At 68.5% G+C, this 17,340-nt stretch carries 22 protein-coding genes; 14 read left to right on the forward strand and 8 right to left on the reverse strand.

Annotation, left to right across the window (positions count from 1 at the left end):
* The first annotated feature begins 10 nt into the window (after nt 1–10).
* Nucleotides 11–619 carry a GNAT family N-acetyltransferase gene (locus tag ACFMRZ_RS15230; protein ID WP_400179675.1) on the forward strand — a complete coding sequence of 203 codons (609 nt, stop codon included), beginning with the start codon at nt 11–13 and terminating at the stop codon, nt 617–619.
* Between the two features lie 10 nt (nt 620–629).
* On the opposite strand, the gene ACFMRZ_RS15235 is transcribed toward ACFMRZ_RS15230, so the two are convergent.
* Nucleotides 630–1,073 carry a hypothetical protein gene (locus tag ACFMRZ_RS15235; RefSeq protein ID WP_280271119.1) on the reverse strand — a complete coding sequence of 148 codons (444 nt, stop codon included), beginning with the start codon at nt 1,071–1,073 and terminating at the stop codon, nt 630–632.
* Between the two features lie 74 nt (nt 1,074–1,147).
* On the opposite strand from ACFMRZ_RS15235, the gene ACFMRZ_RS15240 reads away from it, so the two are divergent.
* Complete coding sequence (locus ACFMRZ_RS15240) at nt 1,148–2,107, forward strand: diacylglycerol kinase family protein (protein WP_280369189.1); 960 nt, start codon at nt 1,148–1,150, stop codon at nt 2,105–2,107.
* Nucleotides 2,108–2,342: 235 nt separating this feature from the next.
* Entirely contained in the window at nt 2,343–2,597 is a 255-nt protein-coding gene (locus ACFMRZ_RS15245; RefSeq protein WP_062507827.1) for a WhiB family transcriptional regulator, read from the forward strand.
* Between the two features lie 108 nt (nt 2,598–2,705).
* Here ACFMRZ_RS15245 and ACFMRZ_RS15250 read toward each other — a convergent pair whose 3' ends face one another.
* Together ACFMRZ_RS15250 and ACFMRZ_RS15255 are read right to left on the reverse strand one after the other, a co-directional pair.
* A complete protein-coding gene (locus ACFMRZ_RS15250) occupies nt 2,706–4,220 on the reverse strand; it encodes a sensor histidine kinase (RefSeq protein ID WP_400179676.1) in 1,515 nt (504 codons plus the stop codon).
* A gap of 70 nt (nt 4,221–4,290) precedes the next feature.
* A complete protein-coding gene (locus ACFMRZ_RS15255; RefSeq protein ID WP_280271126.1) occupies nt 4,291–4,506 on the reverse strand; it encodes a biotin/lipoyl-binding carrier protein in 216 nt (71 codons plus the stop codon).
* Nucleotides 4,507–4,606: 100 nt separating this feature from the next.
* Here ACFMRZ_RS15255 and ACFMRZ_RS15260 point away from each other — a divergent pair, with 100 nt between their 5' ends.
* A complete protein-coding gene (locus ACFMRZ_RS15260; protein WP_022597109.1) occupies nt 4,607–4,681 on the forward strand; it encodes a 50S ribosomal protein bL37 in 75 nt (24 codons plus the stop codon).
* Between the two features lie 91 nt (nt 4,682–4,772).
* Here the strand turns inward: ACFMRZ_RS15260 and rsrA are convergent, their stop codons facing one another.
* On the reverse strand, nt 4,773–5,048 hold the full coding sequence (gene rsrA, locus ACFMRZ_RS15265; RefSeq protein ID WP_280274544.1) for a mycothiol system anti-sigma-R factor: 276 nt from the start codon (nt 5,046–5,048) through the stop codon (nt 4,773–4,775).
* Nucleotides 5,045–5,911 carry a sigma-70 family RNA polymerase sigma factor gene (locus ACFMRZ_RS15270; RefSeq protein WP_400179677.1) on the reverse strand — a complete coding sequence of 289 codons (867 nt, stop codon included), beginning with the start codon at nt 5,909–5,911 and terminating at the stop codon, nt 5,045–5,047. The genes rsrA and ACFMRZ_RS15270 overlap by 4 nt, the downstream gene beginning before the upstream one ends.
* A gap of 130 nt (nt 5,912–6,041) precedes the next feature.
* On the opposite strand from ACFMRZ_RS15270, the gene ybaK reads away from it, so the two are divergent.
* From ybaK to ACFMRZ_RS15285, 3 genes are all read left to right on the forward strand, one after another.
* A complete protein-coding gene (ybaK, locus tag ACFMRZ_RS15275; protein WP_400179678.1) occupies nt 6,042–6,533 on the forward strand; it encodes a Cys-tRNA(Pro) deacylase in 492 nt (163 codons plus the stop codon).
* Between the two features lie 44 nt (nt 6,534–6,577).
* A complete protein-coding gene (locus ACFMRZ_RS15280) occupies nt 6,578–7,063 on the forward strand; it encodes a MarR family winged helix-turn-helix transcriptional regulator (RefSeq protein WP_280274542.1) in 486 nt (161 codons plus the stop codon).
* A gap of 86 nt (nt 7,064–7,149) precedes the next feature.
* A complete protein-coding gene (locus tag ACFMRZ_RS15285; RefSeq protein ID WP_280274541.1) occupies nt 7,150–7,449 on the forward strand; it encodes a hypothetical protein in 300 nt (99 codons plus the stop codon).
* A gap of 26 nt (nt 7,450–7,475) precedes the next feature.
* Here ACFMRZ_RS15285 and ACFMRZ_RS15290 read toward each other — a convergent pair whose 3' ends face one another.
* A complete protein-coding gene (locus ACFMRZ_RS15290) occupies nt 7,476–8,273 on the reverse strand; it encodes an SOS response-associated peptidase (protein ID WP_400179679.1) in 798 nt (265 codons plus the stop codon).
* Nucleotides 8,274–8,445: 172 nt separating this feature from the next.
* Between ACFMRZ_RS15290 and ACFMRZ_RS15295 the strand changes: the two genes are divergently transcribed.
* The 5 genes from ACFMRZ_RS15295 to rsgA all read left to right on the forward strand — a co-directional run bounded on the left by ACFMRZ_RS15295 (nt 8,446) and on the right by rsgA (nt 14,032).
* Nucleotides 8,446–9,954, forward strand: coding sequence for an aldehyde dehydrogenase family protein (locus ACFMRZ_RS15295; protein ID WP_400179680.1), 1,509 nt, complete (start codon nt 8,446–8,448; stop codon nt 9,952–9,954).
* 129 nt (nt 9,955–10,083) lie between these two features.
* Nucleotides 10,084–10,416 (forward strand): divalent-cation tolerance protein CutA, encoded by a 333-nt coding sequence (gene cutA, locus ACFMRZ_RS15300; protein WP_400179681.1) that lies wholly within the window; start codon nt 10,084–10,086, stop codon nt 10,414–10,416.
* Nucleotides 10,417–10,983: 567 nt separating this feature from the next.
* The gene (locus ACFMRZ_RS15305) at nt 10,984–11,664 is read left to right on the forward strand and encodes a Uma2 family endonuclease (RefSeq protein WP_400179682.1); all 681 of its coding nucleotides are present in this window, start codon (nt 10,984–10,986) and stop codon (nt 11,662–11,664) included.
* A 65-nt stretch (nt 11,665–11,729) separates the two neighbouring features.
* On the forward strand, nt 11,730–13,034 hold the full coding sequence (gene aroA, locus ACFMRZ_RS15310) for a 3-phosphoshikimate 1-carboxyvinyltransferase (protein ID WP_400179683.1): 1,305 nt from the start codon (nt 11,730–11,732) through the stop codon (nt 13,032–13,034).
* Nucleotides 13,031–14,032: a ribosome small subunit-dependent GTPase A gene (rsgA, locus tag ACFMRZ_RS15315; RefSeq protein ID WP_400182864.1), complete on the forward strand. Its 1,002-nt coding sequence runs from the start codon at nt 13,031–13,033 to the stop codon at nt 14,030–14,032. The genes aroA and rsgA overlap by 4 nt, the downstream gene beginning before the upstream one ends.
* A 3-nt stretch (nt 14,033–14,035) precedes the next feature.
* Here the strand turns inward: rsgA and ACFMRZ_RS15320 are convergent, their stop codons facing one another.
* Nucleotides 14,036–14,812 (reverse strand): hypothetical protein, encoded by a 777-nt coding sequence (locus tag ACFMRZ_RS15320; RefSeq protein WP_400179684.1) that lies wholly within the window; start codon nt 14,810–14,812, stop codon nt 14,036–14,038.
* A gap of 733 nt (nt 14,813–15,545) precedes the next feature.
* Between ACFMRZ_RS15320 and ACFMRZ_RS15325 the strand changes: the two genes are divergently transcribed.
* Nucleotides 15,546–15,743 (forward strand): hypothetical protein, encoded by a 198-nt coding sequence (locus tag ACFMRZ_RS15325; RefSeq protein WP_280270144.1) that lies wholly within the window; start codon nt 15,546–15,548, stop codon nt 15,741–15,743.
* Nucleotides 15,740–16,564, forward strand: coding sequence for a hypothetical protein (locus ACFMRZ_RS15330; protein WP_400179685.1), 825 nt, complete (start codon nt 15,740–15,742; stop codon nt 16,562–16,564). Before ACFMRZ_RS15325 ends, ACFMRZ_RS15330 begins: the two co-directional genes overlap by 4 nt.
* Before the next feature lie 72 nt (nt 16,565–16,636).
* Here the strand turns inward: ACFMRZ_RS15330 and ACFMRZ_RS15335 are convergent, their stop codons facing one another.
* A complete protein-coding gene (locus ACFMRZ_RS15335) occupies nt 16,637–17,281 on the reverse strand; it encodes a TetR/AcrR family transcriptional regulator (RefSeq protein WP_400179686.1) in 645 nt (214 codons plus the stop codon).
* Nucleotides 17,282–17,340: the final 59 nt, after the last annotated feature.

A 17,340-nucleotide genomic window follows, 5' to 3' on the forward strand; every position in this document is an offset into this window, starting at 1 on the left:
TCGTGGTGCGATGGATATCACGGTCCGGTCGGCGGGGTTGTCGGATGTGCGGGCGCTGGCGCAGGTGCTCGGCGCGGCGTTCGACGACGACCCGATCATCGGCTGGCTCATCCGCGACGACCGCGTGCGGGCCCGGCGGGCCGCCCACATGTTCGCCGCGCTGGTCCGGCACCAATTCATCGACCTCGGCGGCGTGGATGTGGCATTCGACGACACGGGCAGCATGGTCGGGGCGGCCGTGTGGGCGCCGCCCGGCGACCGGCGCCCGTCGACCCTGACCGAACTGCGCACGCTGCCGGGCCTGGCGCGGGCGTTCCGGACCCGGCTGCTCGCGGCCGGGCAACTCGCCCAGCGCATGCAGGCCGAGCACCCGCGCGAGCCGCACTGGTATCTCGCCTTCGTGGGCACGCTGCCGCGGGTGCGCGGGCGCGGCGTGGCACATGCCCTGCTCGAACCGCGGGTGGGGCACTGCGACAGCACCGGCGCGCCCGCCTATCTGGAATCCAGCAAGCGCGAGAACATCCCGTACTACGAGCGCTACGGATTCGAGGTCACCGGCGAACTCGACGTGACCGCCGGCGGCCCGCCGGTGTGGCCGATGTGGCGGCCGCCGCGCTGACCGTGCCGGTTCAGTCCTCGTCGGCGATGTCGTAGACCTGCGCCGCCCAACTCGTCGACGGCGGCGAGAACAGCAGGCCCAGCGCCACCAGCGCCACCAGGCCCAGCGGGATCCCGAACTGCGGCTGCCCGCCGATCATGTACCACGACACCGGCAGCAGCAGAATCTGCGCGATCACCGCGATGGCCCGCCCCCAGCGCCGCCCGCGCAGCAGCCCGATACCGGCCGCCAGCACCGCGCCACCGAGGATCACGAACCAGGCGGCCGTGCCGTACGCGCTGGTCAAGCTCTGATCGATGCCCGTGATACCGCGCACCACCAGCACGATCGCCACGATCACCCCGATGCCGCCCTCCAGCGCCGCCAGCCCGCCGGCCACGCGCACCGTGGCGGGCGCCCGCTCCGGTGCCGCGCTCTCGCCCGCCGTGCCTTCGTCCGCGTTCCGCTTCGCCACCCCGCCAGCCTAGAGCCGTCGATTCTCTTGTCCCCGTCGCGGTGTCGCGGCCCCCGTCTCAGTAGGCTGCATGCGTGCGGACGCTGCTGATCGTGAATCCGAATGCCACCTCGACCACACCGGCCACCCGCGATCTGCTCGCCCACGCGCTGGAGAGCCGGACCCAGCTGATCGTCGCCCACACCCAGCACCGCGGGCACGCCGCCGAACTGGCGCAGTGGGCGGCCACCAACGAGATGGATCTGATCGTGGTGCACGGCGGGGACGGCACGGTCAACGAGACCATCAACGGCTTCCTCCCGCTACCGCAGGTCGACGACGGGCAGGCGTGGATTCCGCGGCTCGGCGTCATTCCGGGCGGCTCGGCCAATGTGTTCGCCCGCTCGCTGGGCATCAAACCGGATCCGGTGGCCGCCACCAATCAGCTCATCGATCTGCTGTCGGTCGAAAAGGACCGTCGCATCGGGCTCGCCATCGCCGACGACCGCTGGTTCACCTTCTCCGCGGGCGTCGGATTGGACGCCGACGTGTGCGAGGCCATCGACAACAGCCGCGCCGACGGCCACGCCGCGACACCGGCCCGTTACCTGCGCACCACCATCCGGCAGTTCTTCCGGGCCAAGCGCAAGGAGCCCTCGGTCACCCTGCGGATTCCCCATCACGAACCGGTCACGGACGTGCATTACGCATTTGTGACCAACACCAGTCCGTGGACCTATCTCGACGCCACTCCGGTGGTCACGAACCCCGAAACTCGATTCGAAACCGGTCTCGGGGTGTTTGCCATGCAGACCATGCGGGTACTGCCCACACTGTGGGTCGCCCGGCAACTGTTGGCCACCGACGGAAATCCCAAGTCTCGCAATTTGTTTCGCGACGACGACGTTCCGTCGGTACGCGTCTCGGCCGACGAGCCGATCGGCCTGCAAATCGATGGCGACTTCATCGGCCGCCGCAACGTGGTGGATTTCACCTCGGTTCCCGAGGTGCTCGAGGTGATCGCGCCACGGCCCGGAACGGGCCGACACAACTGAGAAAACATCGCAGTTGTGCTGCGGAAACCGGTTCGAGCGAGTACAAAGGACTCGGCAGGCCCCCGATGTAGGGGTCTTACAGCGTGAGCTTCCCCACGGTGCACCACAAAGCTATTGACATCTACGGTGTTCGTGAAAGCATTCACAAGCAACCGTGCGGAAACATTCGAGTCGCACAAGTGAACGGACCACAAACCCGAGGCGCCCTGGTGCGCCCAGCAAAGGAGCAGAGAGAATGGACTGGCGCCACAAGGCCATCTGTCGCGATGAGGACCCCGAGCTGTTCTTCCCGGTCGGTAACAGTGGTCCCGCACTCGCGCAGATTGCCGATGCCAAGCTGGTCTGCGCCCGCTGCCCCGTGACCGCCGAATGCCTGTCCTGGGCCCTGAAGTCCGGGCAGGATGCCGGTGTATGGGGCGGTATGAGCGAAGACGAGCGTCGGGCGCTGAAGCGTCGCAACGCGCGCACTCGCACCCGCAGCGTCGTCTGACGACGCTGGCGTTACGGCCACTCGCACAGCCCCCGGCTCGTAACGCGTTTCAGCCCGGCACCGTAAGGTGCCGGGCTTCATTGTTTCCGGGCTGCCATCCTTCCTCGATCAGCGAGAAGAGCGGCGGCCCAAGGGAACTCGGAGCACGGCGTCGGTACCGATGTCCGCACCCGGGTGTAAACCGATCGAGCCGCCCAGCTCCGCGGTGACCAGGGTGCGCACGATCTGCAGGCCCAGCCGGTCCGAACCCTCCAGGCTGAAACCGTCCGGCAGCCCGCGGCCGTCGTCGCTGATGATCACGTCGAGCCAGCGCGCCGAGCGCTCGGAGCGGATGGTGACCGTGCCGTTCTCGCCCGCGTCGAAGGCGTGCTCGATCGCGTTCTGCACCAACTCGGTGAGCACCATGACCAGCGGCGTCGCGCGTTCGGCGGAGAACACGCCCAGCGAACCGGCCCGGCGCACCTTGATCCGGGCGGTGTGCACGGTCGCCACGTCGGCCATGATCGGCAGCAGCCGGTCCACCACCTCGTCGAGGTCGACCTCCTCGTCCACCGACATCGACAGCATCTCGTGCACCGAGGCGATCGAGGTGACCCGGCGCACCGACTCGGTCAGCGCCAGCCGCGCCTCCTCGTTCTCGGTGCGGCGGGCCTGTAAACGCAGCAGGGCGGCCACCGTCTGCAGGTTGTTCTTCACGCGGTGGTGGATCTCGCGGATGGTGGCGTCCTTGGACAGCAGCGCGCGGTCACGGCGCTTGACCTCCGTGACGTCGCGCACCAGCACCGCGGCCCCGGCGAGCACGCCGTGCGGGCGCAGCACCAGCGTGCGCAACAGCACGGTGGCCCCGCGCGCCTCCACCTCCATGCGGCGACCCGACTTGCCCGCCAGCGCGGCCTGGATGTCGTTGACGACCTCCTGGGCGTCGAACGGATCGGTGATCAGCGAGCGCGTGGTGTGCGCCAGATCCTGGCCCGCCAGATCGCTCTGCAACCCCATCCGGTGATACGCCGACAACGCGTTCGGACTGGCGTAGGCGACCGTGCCCTCGGTATTGATGCGGATGAAACCGTCACCGGCACGGGGACTGGAATGCGAACCGGTACGGTCCTCCAGGGTCGGGAAGGTGCCGTCGGCGATCATCTGGCACAGGTCGTCCGCGCAGGTCATATAGGCCTCTTCGAGGCTGCCGCGGGTCTTCGTTCGCTGCACGTCGGTGTCGCGCCCCAGCACGGCGATCACGTCGGTGCCCACTCGTACCGGGATGGCCTCGCGGATGGCGTGTTCCGGGGTCGGGTGATAGACGCCCGCGGACTCGCCGTCGGAATCCACCCGCACGATCTCGCCGGTCAGCAGGGCCTCGAACACCTGCGGATGATCTTCCTTGGAGGCGAGGGAGCCCACGACGTCCTGGGGATGAACGGTCGCCGCGGTGGTCGGGCGGGCCTGCGCCACGCACACCACGTCGGCGCCCTCGGCGACCGGACCCGCGCCCACCCACAGCTGCAGGTCCGCGAACGACAGGTCCGACAGCAACTGCCAGTCCCCCACCACCCGCTGCAGATGGTCCACGGCCGCACCCGGTAGATCGGTGTGTTCGGCCAGCAGGTCACTCAGTGTCGACATGCACCACGCTCCTTCACCCGACGCGATTCTCCCCCAACCGTCGGGCTCGGTACGCGGGCAGCCCTCCCGGTCAGGAGATGACTGCGATCAGATCGCCCTTCTGCAGGACCTGTCCGGGCGTGACGTTGATCGACGTGACGGTGCCGTCGCCCTCGGCCACCACGGGGATCTCCATCTTCATCGACTCCAACATGACGAGAGTGTCCCCTTCGTGCACGGTGGCCCCCTCCTGCGCGACGATCTCGTAGACGGTCGACACCATCTCGGCGAGCACTTCCTCGGCCATGACACCCTCTCGATCGGTCGACACGGTTGACGCCCCCATCCGCTGGAGGTACAGCCAATCACACGTGAAACAATGGCGCTCGATCAGAAGGAGGATACCGATGGGTAAGCGAGGACGTAAGAAGCGCTCACGCAAGGGCAACGCGGCCAACCACGGCAAGCGTCCCAACGCCTGAGTCGCCCGGCGCGAAGCGCCGTAAAGCACTGAGCGGCACGTCATCTCGATGATGACGTGCCGCTCTGCTGTGCGCCCCTACCGGTACCGACCTAGGGATTCTCGATCTTGGTCTCGGTGATGACGACCGACTTGCGGATCTCGAGGGTCAGCCGCTCGCGCAACGAGTCCGGGGCGCGATCGCCGCCGCACTTGGTGCTGAGCAGCCGCTTCAGCTTCTCCTCCAGCCCGTACGCCTCGATGCACGGCGAACAGTGGTCCATGTGGTGCTGTAGCCGCTCCCGGGTGGCGTCGTCGCACTCACCGTCGAGCATGAGCCAGACATCGGTGAGGACCGCCGTGCAATCCAGTTCCATGTCGTCGCTCATCGAGTAACCTCCTGCCGCGCACTTCCCGTTCGGTCCCGATCGAAGCCCCGCTCGTGTGCCACGTCGGCCAGCAGGCCCTTGAGCTGTTTGCGGCCGCGGTGCAGGCGGGACATGACGGTACCGATCGGGGTCCCCATGATGTCGGCAATCTCCTTGTAGGGGAAGCCCTCCACGTCGGCGTAGTACACCGCCATCCGGAATTCCTCGGGCAACGACTGTAGCGCCGCCTTGATGTCGTCGTCGGGCAGTGCCTCGAGCGCCTCCATCTCCGCGGAGCGCAGACCGGTCGAGGTGTGCTCGGCGGTGGACGCCAGCTGCCAGTCGGTGATCTCCTCGGTCGGATACTGCGCGGGCTGGCGCTGCTTCTTGCGGTAGGAGTTGATGTAGGTGTTGGTCAGGATGCGGTACAGCCAGGCCCGCAGATTGGTGCCCTCGCGGAACGACCGGAAACCCTGATACGCCTTGGCGAACGTCTCCTGCACCAGATCCTCGGCGTCGGCCGGGTTGCGCGTCATCCGCAGGGCGGCGCCGTAGAGCTGATCCAGCAGCGGCAGGGCGTCGCGCTCGAAGCGCTGCGCCAGTTCCGCGTCGCTGGCGGTGCTGCGGGCCACGCCGGGCTCGCCCTCGGCGCCGTCGATGTCGTCGGCGGGATCGTCGATCGCCGGATCCTCGGCGGCGCTCACGTCCGTGCGCCCGGCATTCTTGCGCTCAGCGTTGCCCGCGGTATCGTCGCTCGTCACGCCCATCCCTTCGATCGCCGTAGCTTTCGAATCTACCGCGAGCGGGGTGGACACCGGGAACCCGGTGTCGGGCGGCCAAGCGACTGCCACCGGGCGTTCGTCGACCAGCACGGTCACCGGCATCTCCTTTGTTCCGATCGAATCTCTCGTTGCCTCGTCCGGGCCCCCGGCGGACGTTCGGCGTACCGCGTGCAACATGGTCGGCGGCCGCTGTGTTCCCGGCCGCGCCGCGGCGGCTCTAAGGTTGACCGGCATGGCAGGTGCTTCGACTCCCGCGATCCTTGCGCTCACCCGTGCGCAGGTGGCGCACCGGGTGCACGCCTACGCGCACGATCCGCGCAGCGACTCCTACGGCGCCGAGGCGGTCGCCGCGCTGGCGGACGAGGTGGGCGTCGCGGCCGCGCAGATCTTCAAGACGCTGGTGCTCGAGCTGTCGACGGGTGGTCTGGCGGTGGCCGTGCTGCCGGTGCCGCGCACGCTGACATTGAAGGCGGCGGCCGCCGCGCTGGGCGCGCCGAAGGCGGTCCTGGCCGATCGGGCGAAGGCCGAGCGCACCACCGGCTATGTGCTGGGCGGTATCTCGCCGCTGGGCCAGAAGCGCGCGCTGCCCACGGTGCTGGACGATTCGGCGCTGCGCTGGGATCGGGTGCTGTGCAGCGCCGGTAAGCGCGGACTGGAGATCGAGCTGGCGCCGGCGGACCTGATCCGGCTCACGGGCGCGGTGACCGCCGCGGTGACCGGCTGACCAGTCTGCTGGACAATGGTGCGAGTGCGAGGAGGTGACCGTGCGTGGACGATAACGAGGTGATCGACACGATCGGCCAGCAGTTGATCCGGCTCGGTCGTCTCCGTGAACGCACCAACGCCCAGATCGCCGCCGCGTCCGGGGGCGAAATCGAGATCTCCGCCTACAGCATCATCTTCCGGTTGCTCGCCGACGGCCCGATGCGTTCGGGCACGCTGGCCGAGGCGATGTTCTCCGACGCGTCCACCATCAGCCGTCAGGTCGCCGGGCTGGTCAAGCGCGGGTTGATCGAGCGCCGCGCCGACCCGGACGACGGGCGGGCCAGCGTACTCACCGTCACCGACGCCGGCCGGGAGCTGGCCGCACAGCTGCGCAAGCGACGCGTCGAAATGCTCGAGCACATCGTCGCGGACTGGGATCACGCCGACCGCGAGCAGCTGGCGACGCTGCTGCGCCGGTTCGTCGACGACTACGAGACGGCTCGGCCGGCGCTGCTGACCTCCGGAGAAACGCCGCGCTCACAGGTGTAAATCACAGAAACCCCATCAACCACACCAGTATCTGTGCATTACTTGAGCGGCCAGAATTCGTTCGACCGTGAGGATGTGATGCGAAAATGTCCCACCGGCAGCGTGTGCGCACCATGGTCGTCACCTGCGGCGCGATCCTTGTAGTGGGGTCCGGCGCGCTCGTCGTCGCCCCCGCGGGCGCGGCACCCGGCGGTGACCCGAATTTCCCGCTCGGCACCAGCCCGGGCGTACCGAGTCAGCAGCAACCGGAGAAGCGTCTCGAGAAGGCGCCGGAGAAGGCGGAGAAGCTGGGTGGGGCCACCACCAGCAAGATTCTGGAGCTGGGGACCGAGCTCATCAAGTGCGGGCTCAACCTCGCCACCCCGGCGGTGAAGTGCGATATTTGAGGCCCTCCTCGCCGTGCGGGCCGGGTTCAGATCAGGCTGATCTGCCCGGCCTGTTCGCTGTCCGGAGCGGGCGCTCCCGGCGCGGGTGCGAGCAGTTCGGGTCCGTTGTTGCGGACGCTGTTCACCAGCGGGGACACCGGGCGCGCCACGATTCCCGAGACCCGTTCCGGGCCAGGCGTTTCCAGCAGTTCCGCCGGTGCGGGGCGGTCGGGATCGAGCCAGGCGTCCCAATGCTCGCGCGGCATCACCAGGGGCATCCGGTCGTGGATTCGGGTCAGGTCGCCGACGGCGTCCGTGGTCAGGATCGTGCAGGACAGGATCGGGGCCATGTCCTCGACCGAGCGGTCGCGCCAGGTCGACCACAGGCCTGCCATGTACAGGGGGGAGCCATCGGCGTTCGACATGAAGAAAGGCTGCTTGACAGCTTTGCCCTTACCGGTAGGCGCGGGCTCGACGAGCCATTCGTACCAGCCGTCCATCGGCACCAGGCAGCGGCGTTTCTTCGTCGCGTCGCGGAACGAGGGGGCCGTGGCCGCGCGATCGGAGCGGGCGTTGAACAGGGGCTTGCCCCTGGCCGGCACGCCCGGCTCCGACGCCTTGGTCCAGACGGGAATCAGCCCCCAGCGCATGCGCCGGATGCGCAGCGCCGGATCGTCTTCCGGGTGGTCGTGGTCGTGCCGCTCGACCACGGTGAGCACCTGGTTGGTGGGGGCCACGTTGTAATTCGCGCGGTCCAGGTCGGGCGGGTCACCGGTCTCGTCGATCGCGTCCAACTCGGCCGCCAGCCGCGCCGGGTTGGCCGTTGTCGCATATCTGCCGCACATGCCCCCATGCTGCCACCGCCCACCGACGAATTCCGGTTTCGTCGCGCCGCCGCCGCACCCGCATGGCCGGACGGCGCGAAAGATGGCCGGAAATGCAACTGAAGGCGGTTGACTTCACATCTAGGGTATGAGAACTTCGTGCCGTAACTCTCTCATTAGGGGCCGCCGAACCATGTCCACCAACGAGTCCACCGCCGTCGCCGGTGACACCACCCTGACTTCGGTCAATCCGGCCACCGGCGAGGTCATCGCCACCCATCCGATCGCCGACGCGCAGGCGGTCGGCGCGGCCGTCGACACAGCGCGCGGAGCCGCGGCCGTCTGGGGCGCGCTGTCCTACGCGGAACGCAAGAAACATCTGCTGCGCTGGGCCAGCCGGTTGGTCACCAAATCCGACGAGCTGTGCGACCTGATCCACGCCGAGAACGGCAAGCCGCGCGACGACGCGTTCCTCGAACTGCTGCTCGCCCTCGAGCACATCTCCTGGGCCGCCAAGAACGCCGAGAAGGTCCTGAAGCCGAAGAAGGTCTCCCCCGGCGCGCTGATGTCCAACTTCGGCGCCTACATCGAACAGCGCCCGCTGGGTGTCATCGGCGTGATCGGGCCCTGGAACTACCCCGTCTACACGCCGAACGGGTCGATCGCGTACGCCTTGGCCGCCGGCAACACGGTGGTGTACAAGCCGAGCGAATTCTCCACCAGCATCGGCAATTTCGTCGCGAAGGCCTTCTCCGAGGCCAACCCGGAACTGCCCGAGGGCGTCTTCGTCACCGTCAACGGCTACGGCGACACCGGCGCCGCGCTGGTGCGCGCCGATATCGACAAGGTGGCGTTCACCGGGTCCGCCGCGACCGGCAAGAAGATCATGGCGGCCGCCGCCGACCGGCTCACGCCGGTGCTGCTGGAGTGCGGCGGCAAGGACGCCGTCATCGTCGCACCGGACGCCGACATCAAGGCCGCCGCCGACGCGGTCGCCTACGGCGCCACCATGAACAGCGGCCAGACCTGTGCCGGTGTCGAGCGCGTGTACGTGGACGCCTCGATCAGCGACCAGTTCGTGGCCGAGGTGAAGAAGATCCTGTCGAACGTGCACCCCGGCTCGGACGAGAAGGCCTCCTACGGCCCGATGACCATGCCGAGCCAGATCGACATCGTGCGCCGCCACATCGAGGACGCCCTGAAGAACGGCGGCACCGCGGTGCTCGGCGGCCCCGACTCGGTGCAGGGCGCCTACATCGAGCCGGTGGTGCTGGTCGACGTGGACGAGAGTTCCGCGGCGGTCCGCGAGGAGACCTTCGGCCCGACGGTCACCATCCGCACCGTGCAGAGCGTCGACGAGGCGGTGGAGCTGGCCAACAATTCCACCTACTCGCTGGGTTCGGCGGTCTTCTCGCGCAAGCACGGCCTCGAGATCGCCCGCCGCATCAAGGCCGGCGCCACCTCGGTCAACTCGGTCCTGGGCTTCGCCGCGATCTCCGCCCTGCCCTTCGGCGGCGGCCGCGACTCCGGCATCGGCCGCATCCACGGCGCCCCCGGCATGCTGGAATTCACCACCCCGCACTCGATCGCAGTGCAGCGCTTCACAATCCCCGGCATGGCCCTACTCAGCTACACCCGCACCGAAAGCACCATGAAACTACTCCGCCGCATCGTCCCCCTCCTCCACGGCCGGCACAAGTAGTTCCCCGAGGGGTCCGGTGTGGTCGGTTCGAGCACGACCGACCGCACCGGCCTCCGGCTACGCATGTCACTCCCTCGCGTCGAGTAGCAGCCGAATACCCCGGGACCGATGCACGCATAGGGTGGCCGTATGGCAACGGTGAGAGTGTGGTCGGTGACCTCGACGACGCCGACCGAGGATGACGCACGATCGATCGCGCGTGCTGTTGTCGGCGAGCGATTGGCGGCCGGAGCCGAGATCACCGGACCGGCCGCGTCGGTGTTCTGGCATCTCGGCGAACTGGGCGAAGGCAAAGAATGGCGGGTGACGATGCGTACCGCTGCTGCCGTCCGTGATCGGCTCGCGGCGCGTGTCGCCGAACTGCACCCGTGGGACAGTCCTGAAGTCACCGCGACACCGATCGAGTGGTGCTTGGACAGCTACGCCGAATGGATCGAACGCACTACGGCTGCGGCACATTAGGCATTCGAGCGGTGGCAGCGCGTCGGGCAAATCGGCGCTGCCATCGATACCAGTGGCAGCGCGCCGTAGTGCGACTTCGCGAATGCGCGCCTTGTCTCGCGCCCAGTAATCGGGATAGCCGGAAAGCGCCTGTTCCAATGGGGCGGTGGCGATGTCCGGTCGATGGGGAGCCGCTTCGTCGGCGTTGTCGAGTGCGGCGCGCGCGACGTCTAGCGCGCGGGCCGCTCCGTCGCGGTCGCCGATGGTAGCGCACGACCAGGCGCGCCGCGATTCCAGCAAGGCCCGTGCTTTTGGATGTGCCTCGGGACCGGTGCGCTCGAGCTGAACGGGCTCATGCACATCGCGGACGTCGAGACCGCTTGCCCCCGTTTGTCTTTCGCGCGGTGGTCGACGGTCGGGGGCAACGCATGGTGACCATGCTCGGCTATACAGTCGCGGCCGGCCTGCCGCTGGCGGTGATTGTGGCGGCGATCTGGTGGCCGTACGACAAGAACGGCAAGTAGGGGCTCGGCCCGATACTCGGCCAGGATCCCGCCGACCGGCCCGGCCCGCGGCTAACCTCCCCGCATGCCCGTCCCGCCGATGCAGCACCCCGACATCCCCACCCACATGACGTGGGAAGAACTCGAACGTCTGCCGGACGAAATCGCCTCCCGGATCGAGTTGTGGAACGGACGAGTGGTCTGGATCGATGGCGGCCCGGAACTATGTCGTCCCGGCAACAAGCCTGATGAGCACCAAGTATTCATCGGGCGGCTGTGGAATGCGCTGGAGCGGGCGGCGCGGAAGGATATGGCGAACGATCCCGAGCGCTGCTGGCGTGCCAGCTTCGAGACGAATATCTTCTTCGGCCGTACCGGCAAGTCCGACTTCGCTACACCGGATTTCATGGTGCGGCGGTGTTCGGGTGGGCCGTATCAGGACATTCGAGCCGACGAGGTGCTGCTGGTCGGCGAGGTGCTCTCGCCGTCCAACACACCGGTCGATATCGATGCGAAGAAAGGGCGTTACGCGGACGCGGGAATTCCGTGGTACTGGGAAGTCCACCTGGCTCGCGATGACAGCGCGATCCATACCGTCCGAGCCCATGCCCTGGAAACGCGGCCCGGGCAGCTTCCCGATGGAGTGCGCCCGCTGCACCCCGCCAACTATCTCGCCATCGGCGAATGGTCTCCGGCCGACGTGGAGGGCATCGTGATCGACCACCCCTTCCCGATCCATATCCCCTGGTCCGAACTCGAATTCTGAACTCGCCCGGTCACGAGTTCGTGACCGGGGGGTGTCTCCGACCGGTCGTAGGAGAAGATAGAGGCGTGAGTTTCTGGCCCGCGCCCCATACCGAGCACTCCGTGCACGCGACTGTGACCCTGCCCGGGTCGAAATCGATCACGAACCGGGCATTGATTCTGGCCGCGCTCGCCGACCGTCCCTCGACCATCACCGGTGCGCTGCGCAGCCGCGACACCGATCTGATGATCGCGGCGCTGCGGGCGATGGGTACCGAAATCGACGGGGACGGTGACACTCTCGCCGTCACCCCGGCGGAGGCGCTGCACAATGCCACCGTCGACTGCGGGCTGGCGGGTACGGTGATGCGCTTCCTGCCGCCGGTGGCCGCGCTCGCCCACGGTGACGTGGCGTTCTTCGGCGACGAACAGGCCCGGCTGCGCCCGCTCGGGCCGATTCTGGACGCGGTGCGGCAGCTCGGCGTGGAGATCGATGGCGATTCGCTGCCCTTCGTGGTGCATGGCTCAGGCACGCTGCGCGGTGGCGAGGTGACCATCGACGCGTCCGGTTCCTCGCAGTTCGTGTCCGGACTGCTGCTGTCGGCGGCGCGCTTCGAGCAGGGCGTGACCGTGCGGCACGACGGCGCGCCGCTGCCGTCGCTGCCGCACATCGCGATGACCGTGCAGATGTTGCAGGAGGCGGGGGTCGAGGTGCAGGCGCCCAGTGGGCCGCGCGCCGAACAGGTCTGGTCGGTGACGCCCGGCCCGATCCATGCCGTGGACTGGGACGTCGAGCCCGACCTGTCCAACGCCACCCCCTTCCTGGCCGCCGCGGCGGTAACCGGCGGCAAGGTGACCGTTCCGCACTGGCCGTCGCTGACCACCCAGGGCGGCGACGTGATCCGGGAGATCCTGGTGCGCATGGGCGCCGAGGCCCGCCGCTCCGACGGCAAGCTGGTGGTGCGCGGCCCGGACCGGCTCGCCGGTATCGATATCGATCTGCACGACGTCGGGGAACTCACCCCGACGGTCGCGGCGCTGGCGGCGCTGGCGGATTCCCCGTCGCGGCTGCGCGGCATCGCGCACCTGCGCGGCCACGAGACCGACCGCCTGGCGGCGCTGTCCACCGAGATCAACCGCCTCGGCGGCAAGGTCACCGAGACCGAGGACGGCCTGCACATCGAGCCCACCGCGCTGCGGGGCGGCCAGTGGCATTCCTACGCCGACCATCGCATGGCCACCGCCGGCGCCATCCTGGGCCTGCGGGTGCCGGGCGTGACGATCGAGGACATCGGCACCACGGCGAAGACCCTGCCGAACTTCGTGGAGCTGTGGGAGGCCATGCTGTCCGACGGCCAGGTCGACGCCGGCCCGGCGGGAGCGGTGCGCTGAGACGCCGCGAGTACGACGAGTCCGATGTCCGGGTGCGCCCGGGCAGGGGCTCGCGTCCTCGCACGAAAACCCGGCCCGAGCACCTCGACGCGGAGCAGGCCATGGTCATCGGGGTCGACCGGGGCCGGTGGAGTTGCGTGCTGGCCAGCGACCCGGACCGCCCGATCGTGGCGATGCGGGCCCGGGAGCTGGGCCGCACCCCGATCGTGGTCGGCGATCAGGTCGACGTGGTGGGCGATCTGTCCGGCCGCACCGACACGCTCGCCCGGATCGTGCGGGTGGCCGACCGCCGCACGGTGCTGCGGCGCACCGCCGACGACACCGATCCGTTCGAACGGGTGGTGGTGGCCAACGCCGAGCAGTTGTTCATCGTGGTGGCACTGGCCGACCCGCCGCCGCGCACCGGTTTCGTCGAGCGTGCCATGGCGGCTGCGTATGCCGGTGGGCTGGAACCGATTCTGTGCCTCACCAAACACGATCTGGTGGCCGAATCCGAATTCGCCACGGAATTCCGGGATCTCGATCTCACCATCGTCTTCGGCGGCCGCGACGACCCGCTGGACGACATCGAGGCGCTGCTGCGCGACAAGCTGAGCTGCCTGCTCGGCCACTCCGGCGTCGGCAAGTCGACCCTCGTCAATCGCCTTGTGCCGCAAGCGGACCGGGCCGTGGGCGTGGTGTCGGGGGTGGGCAAGGGACGACATACCTCGACCCAGTCGGTGGCGCTGGCGCTGCCCGACGGCGGCTGGGTCATCGATACACCCGGCATCCGCTCCTTCGGCCTGGCCCACATCACGCCCGACGATGTCATCCAGGCCTTCGCCGACCTCGCCGAGGCCATCGAGGACTGCCCGCGCGGCTGCACCCATCTCGGCCCGCCCGCCGACCCGGAATGCGCCCTGGACGAACTCCCCGGCAAGCAGCGCCGGGTCGAGGCCATCCGCCACTTGCTCGTCGCCCTCAACGCCAACGATCCGTGGGTGGTCGGGAACGGCTAGGGCCTATCGGTCGGAGATCTCGTAGATCACGTTGCGGCCGTCGCGGACCACGGTGTGCATGTGCTGTTTGTAGACGTTCACCGTGCCGTTCGGGCGGCGTTCCTCGATGTCCACATCGAAGGAGTCCCACGCGCGTTCGACGACGCGGACGCAGTGCGTGGTGCCGATCGGGATCTCGGCGTCGATCCCGCGCTGCATGTCCTCGGCGTGGGAGACGTTGACCGTGTCGGGCGCGACGAAGGCCTGTGCGCTGCGGCCGCTGCGCTCGGCGTAGAACGCGTATTCGAAGCCGAGAATCGCGCCCGTGCCGCTGGCGGTGTCCCCGGGGCCGTTGCCGATGGTCAGGCTGCCCGTCTGCTCGAACGCACAGGCCGGTTTCGGCGGGACCGGAGCCGCGACGGGAGCGCCGGACTCGTCGCGCTGGCCGCCCGCCGCCAGCGCGACGATCGCGCCCACGGCGACGCCGCAAGCCACCAGCGCGACGGCGACCACGACCCGGAGGCGACCCGGCACCCGGCGGGTTTTGCGGGCGGGCGGGGCCAGCGTGCGCTGTACGACATCGGGATCGAGCGCCCACTCGGGTGTCGGGATCTGCGGCGCCGCCGCGGCCGGTGGGCTCGCCGGTGCGTCACCGGGCTGCCAGGTCAGCTCCGGCTGCTGCGCCGGAATGTCTTGCATCAGCCAGTCGGGAGGTCCCAGGGGCGGGCCGAACCCCGGCAGTTGCGCCGGTCCGGGCCCGGTATCCGCGGGCCGGTGGGACCGGCCGGTATCCGCACCCACCGCTCTCCTTCCCTCCTGTCCCACAAGAGGTCTCACACCACGACGACGATGCCACCGCAGCGCCGCGACTCACAACAACGACGTCTTCCCATCATTGGCAACAATGGATAGTTGCGCCGAGCCGCGAACAGTCTCTCGCATTCGGGCGGTTCTCGCCACCGCAATCATGATCATTTCCCCCGGGACAAAGCCGGCGGGGCGGCGCCGGGAAACGCTCGAAGGAATCACTACCGAACAGAAACATGCCGCCGCGGCCCGTTATCGGAATAGATCGAACGGGCCGGTGAAAATAATTGCCATTCGTAATGTCCGACAAGAGCCGGTGGCGCAGCGGGGACACCGGGCGGCGGCCACCGCCACTCGCTATCAGTAACTTGCCGGAAACACGCGGTACGGCCTCGATCCCACGAGTCCGGCCGAAGCATCGGCAGCCTGGCCAGCACAACCCGTGCCACCGCCCGGAACAGGCGTGATCCAGGTCTCAGACCAGGCATGTTAGTCGTGTCACAGGAACAGACCGAGAGGCATGCTCGTGGTTCGCCGTCGTACCCGCGCGGGCTCCTCGGCACCCCGAGGGCAAACCCCCACGGAAGACGGTGATTCGGACACCGTCCAACGACTTGTCCCAAATTCTGAGTCGCAGACATTTCGCAAACTTCGATGTGACCCAGCTCTCCGAGTGGTACCGTTGTTGCGGTTGACCTCGTAAGTACACGGTTCTACGGTAATTCCGATGGTCGAAGCAGCCCGTCGCCGATTCAAACTAAATATTCGACCGGAGAAAATGGGCGATCCCCGTTCACCTCACCGGTTCAACGATATAAAGAAAGCCTCAGGCTCAGAAGAATGGTTCAGCCAAACACCCCGCGCAGCAATGAAGTTCAGCTTCGTCGACCCGAAATCGGGCGGCAGGCACGCGATGTCGCGATGACGAGTCGCGATCTACGTGTGTACTGGGGTTTTCTATGTGCGGCAGCGCTGAGCCTCGCCACCACAGTCTTGCTCTTCCAGCCCTGGCTGACCGCCCAGGGCCCGAACGGCCGGATCCTGGCCGACGCCTTCGGCCGGACGCAGGGCACCACCGACTCGAACACCGCCGACACCTGGGGCGAGGGCGCGTACCCGGCCCACATCAGCGGCGGCTGGGGCATTCTCACCGCCGCCGCGGCGATCACGACGATCTTCGCGGTGGGCCTGTACCTGCGTGACGGCAGCCCCTCGCTGGCCCTGCTCGTGCTGGGATCCAGTGCGGGACAGGCGCTTTCGGTGTTCTGCACGCTGCTGTACCTCAACGGCAAGGGCCAGGCGTTCAAGACCCTCGTCGAGACCTCCGGTACCGGCGGACTGCGGGATCTGCTGTCGGGCAACGGCACCTCGAATATTCGCGAGGTCGCCAGTGTCAGCCTCGGCGCGGCGGCCATGCTCGGCGGCATCACCGCGCTCGGTTCCGTCCTGATCGTGCTGACCTCCCTCATGCCGATCCGCGGCAACGGCCAGGCCGCGACCGGCCTGCCCGCCGATCCCGGTCCGGACGCCCCGGCACAGCCGGCCCCGACGCCCGAGATCACGCATTCGGCCAAGGCGCTCAACGCATTCGACGCCGACCGGGGTGCCGCCGTCCCCGCGCCGCGGCCCGACACCCGGCCGCACGCCGAAGCTCGCCTGGACGGAATGATCGTCCGCCTGCCGTTCGCGCCGAGCACCGCCCGGACCGATTCCCCGCTGTTCGCGGGCTCGGCCGCCGAACGCTGAGGGTTCGCGAACACATACTCGATGGGCACCCGCTCCACTATTGGAGCGGGTGCCCATCGCTTTTACGATCACTCAGCGTGCCGCGGAGAAGGCGCCCGCGGAGGCGGCGAGTGCGGCGCCGTTCGCCGCACGGTCGGGGAGGTCCGGATCGGGCGGCGTACGCAGCAGGACCAAGTGGTGATAGAGCGGCGCGGTCGAGGCGACCAGCAGCGCACGCGCGTCGACGCCGGGCGAAAGTTCTTGACGCCGGATCGCCCGCTCCACGACGATCTCGCACTGCGCGTACCGGTTCTCCCACAGCCGTCGCAGCGCACGGGCGGCCTCCTCGGACCGGAACGACACCGCGATGAGGGCGGCCGCGATCGACGGCTGCTCGAGCAGCGAGTCCTGAATCTCCGTGTTGAGCGCCGCCAGGTCGCCGCGCAGTGAGCCGGTGTCGGGCGGCTTCCAGTCGAGATCGCCTGCGGCGGTGAAGATGTCGGCGATCAGGCCGCCGACATCGTGCCAGCGGCGGTACACCGTCGCGCGGTGAACACCGGCGCGGGCGGCCACCGCGTCGACGGTCAGCGCGTCGTAGCCGTGCTCGGCCAGCTCCGCCTGGACCGCGTCGAGCACCTGGGCGCGGATGCGGGCGGTCCGGCCACCAGGGCGGGCACGGGCCGACGGTCCGGGGCTGTCGGGAGGTCGGGAACTGTCGGCGGACGGGGCGGAATTCATCGGCAGGATCCGTTTGCTTGACGGGGCAGGACTGTAGCGCTATCTTAATGCAACAGTTG

This window comes from Nocardia sp. N2S4-5 (assembly GCF_044628355.1).
Lineage (GTDB): Bacteria > Actinomycetota > Actinomycetes > Mycobacteriales > Mycobacteriaceae > Nocardia > Nocardia wallacei_B.

Coding starts and splice junctions, on each gene's coding strand:
- rsrA (WP_280274544.1), bottom strand. CDS start 5,048: ATGAGCGACGACATGGAACTGGATTGCACGGCGGTCCTCACCGATGTC.
- ACFMRZ_RS15250 (WP_400179676.1), bottom strand. CDS start 4,220: ATGTCGACACTGAGTGACCTGCTGGCCGAACACACCGATCTACCGGGT.
- ACFMRZ_RS15290 (WP_400179679.1), bottom strand. CDS start 8,273: ATGTGCGGCAGATATGCGACAACGGCCAACCCGGCGCGGCTGGCGGCC.
- ACFMRZ_RS15330 (WP_400179685.1), top strand. CDS start 15,740: ATGACGAGTCGCGATCTACGTGTGTACTGGGGTTTTCTATGTGCGGCA.
- ACFMRZ_RS15325 (WP_280270144.1), top strand. CDS start 15,546: ATGGTCGAAGCAGCCCGTCGCCGATTCAAACTAAATATTCGACCGGAG.
- ACFMRZ_RS15285 (WP_280274541.1), top strand. CDS start 7,150: ATGTCCCACCGGCAGCGTGTGCGCACCATGGTCGTCACCTGCGGCGCG.
- ACFMRZ_RS15230 (WP_400179675.1), top strand. CDS start 11: ATGGATATCACGGTCCGGTCGGCGGGGTTGTCGGATGTGCGGGCGCTG.
- ACFMRZ_RS15305 (WP_400179682.1), top strand. CDS start 10,984: ATGCCCGTCCCGCCGATGCAGCACCCCGACATCCCCACCCACATGACG.
- ACFMRZ_RS15245 (WP_062507827.1), top strand. CDS start 2,343: ATGGACTGGCGCCACAAGGCCATCTGTCGCGATGAGGACCCCGAGCTG.
- cutA (WP_400179681.1), top strand. CDS start 10,084: ATGGCAACGGTGAGAGTGTGGTCGGTGACCTCGACGACGCCGACCGAG.
- ACFMRZ_RS15270 (WP_400179677.1), bottom strand. CDS start 5,911: ATGCCGGTGACCGTGCTGGTCGACGAACGCCCGGTGGCAGTCGCTTGG.
- ybaK (WP_400179678.1), top strand. CDS start 6,042: ATGGCAGGTGCTTCGACTCCCGCGATCCTTGCGCTCACCCGTGCGCAG.
- ACFMRZ_RS15255 (WP_280271126.1), bottom strand. CDS start 4,506: ATGGCCGAGGAAGTGCTCGCCGAGATGGTGTCGACCGTCTACGAGATC.
- ACFMRZ_RS15295 (WP_400179680.1), top strand. CDS start 8,446: ATGTCCACCAACGAGTCCACCGCCGTCGCCGGTGACACCACCCTGACT.
- ACFMRZ_RS15335 (WP_400179686.1), bottom strand. CDS start 17,281: ATGAATTCCGCCCCGTCCGCCGACAGTTCCCGACCTCCCGACAGCCCC.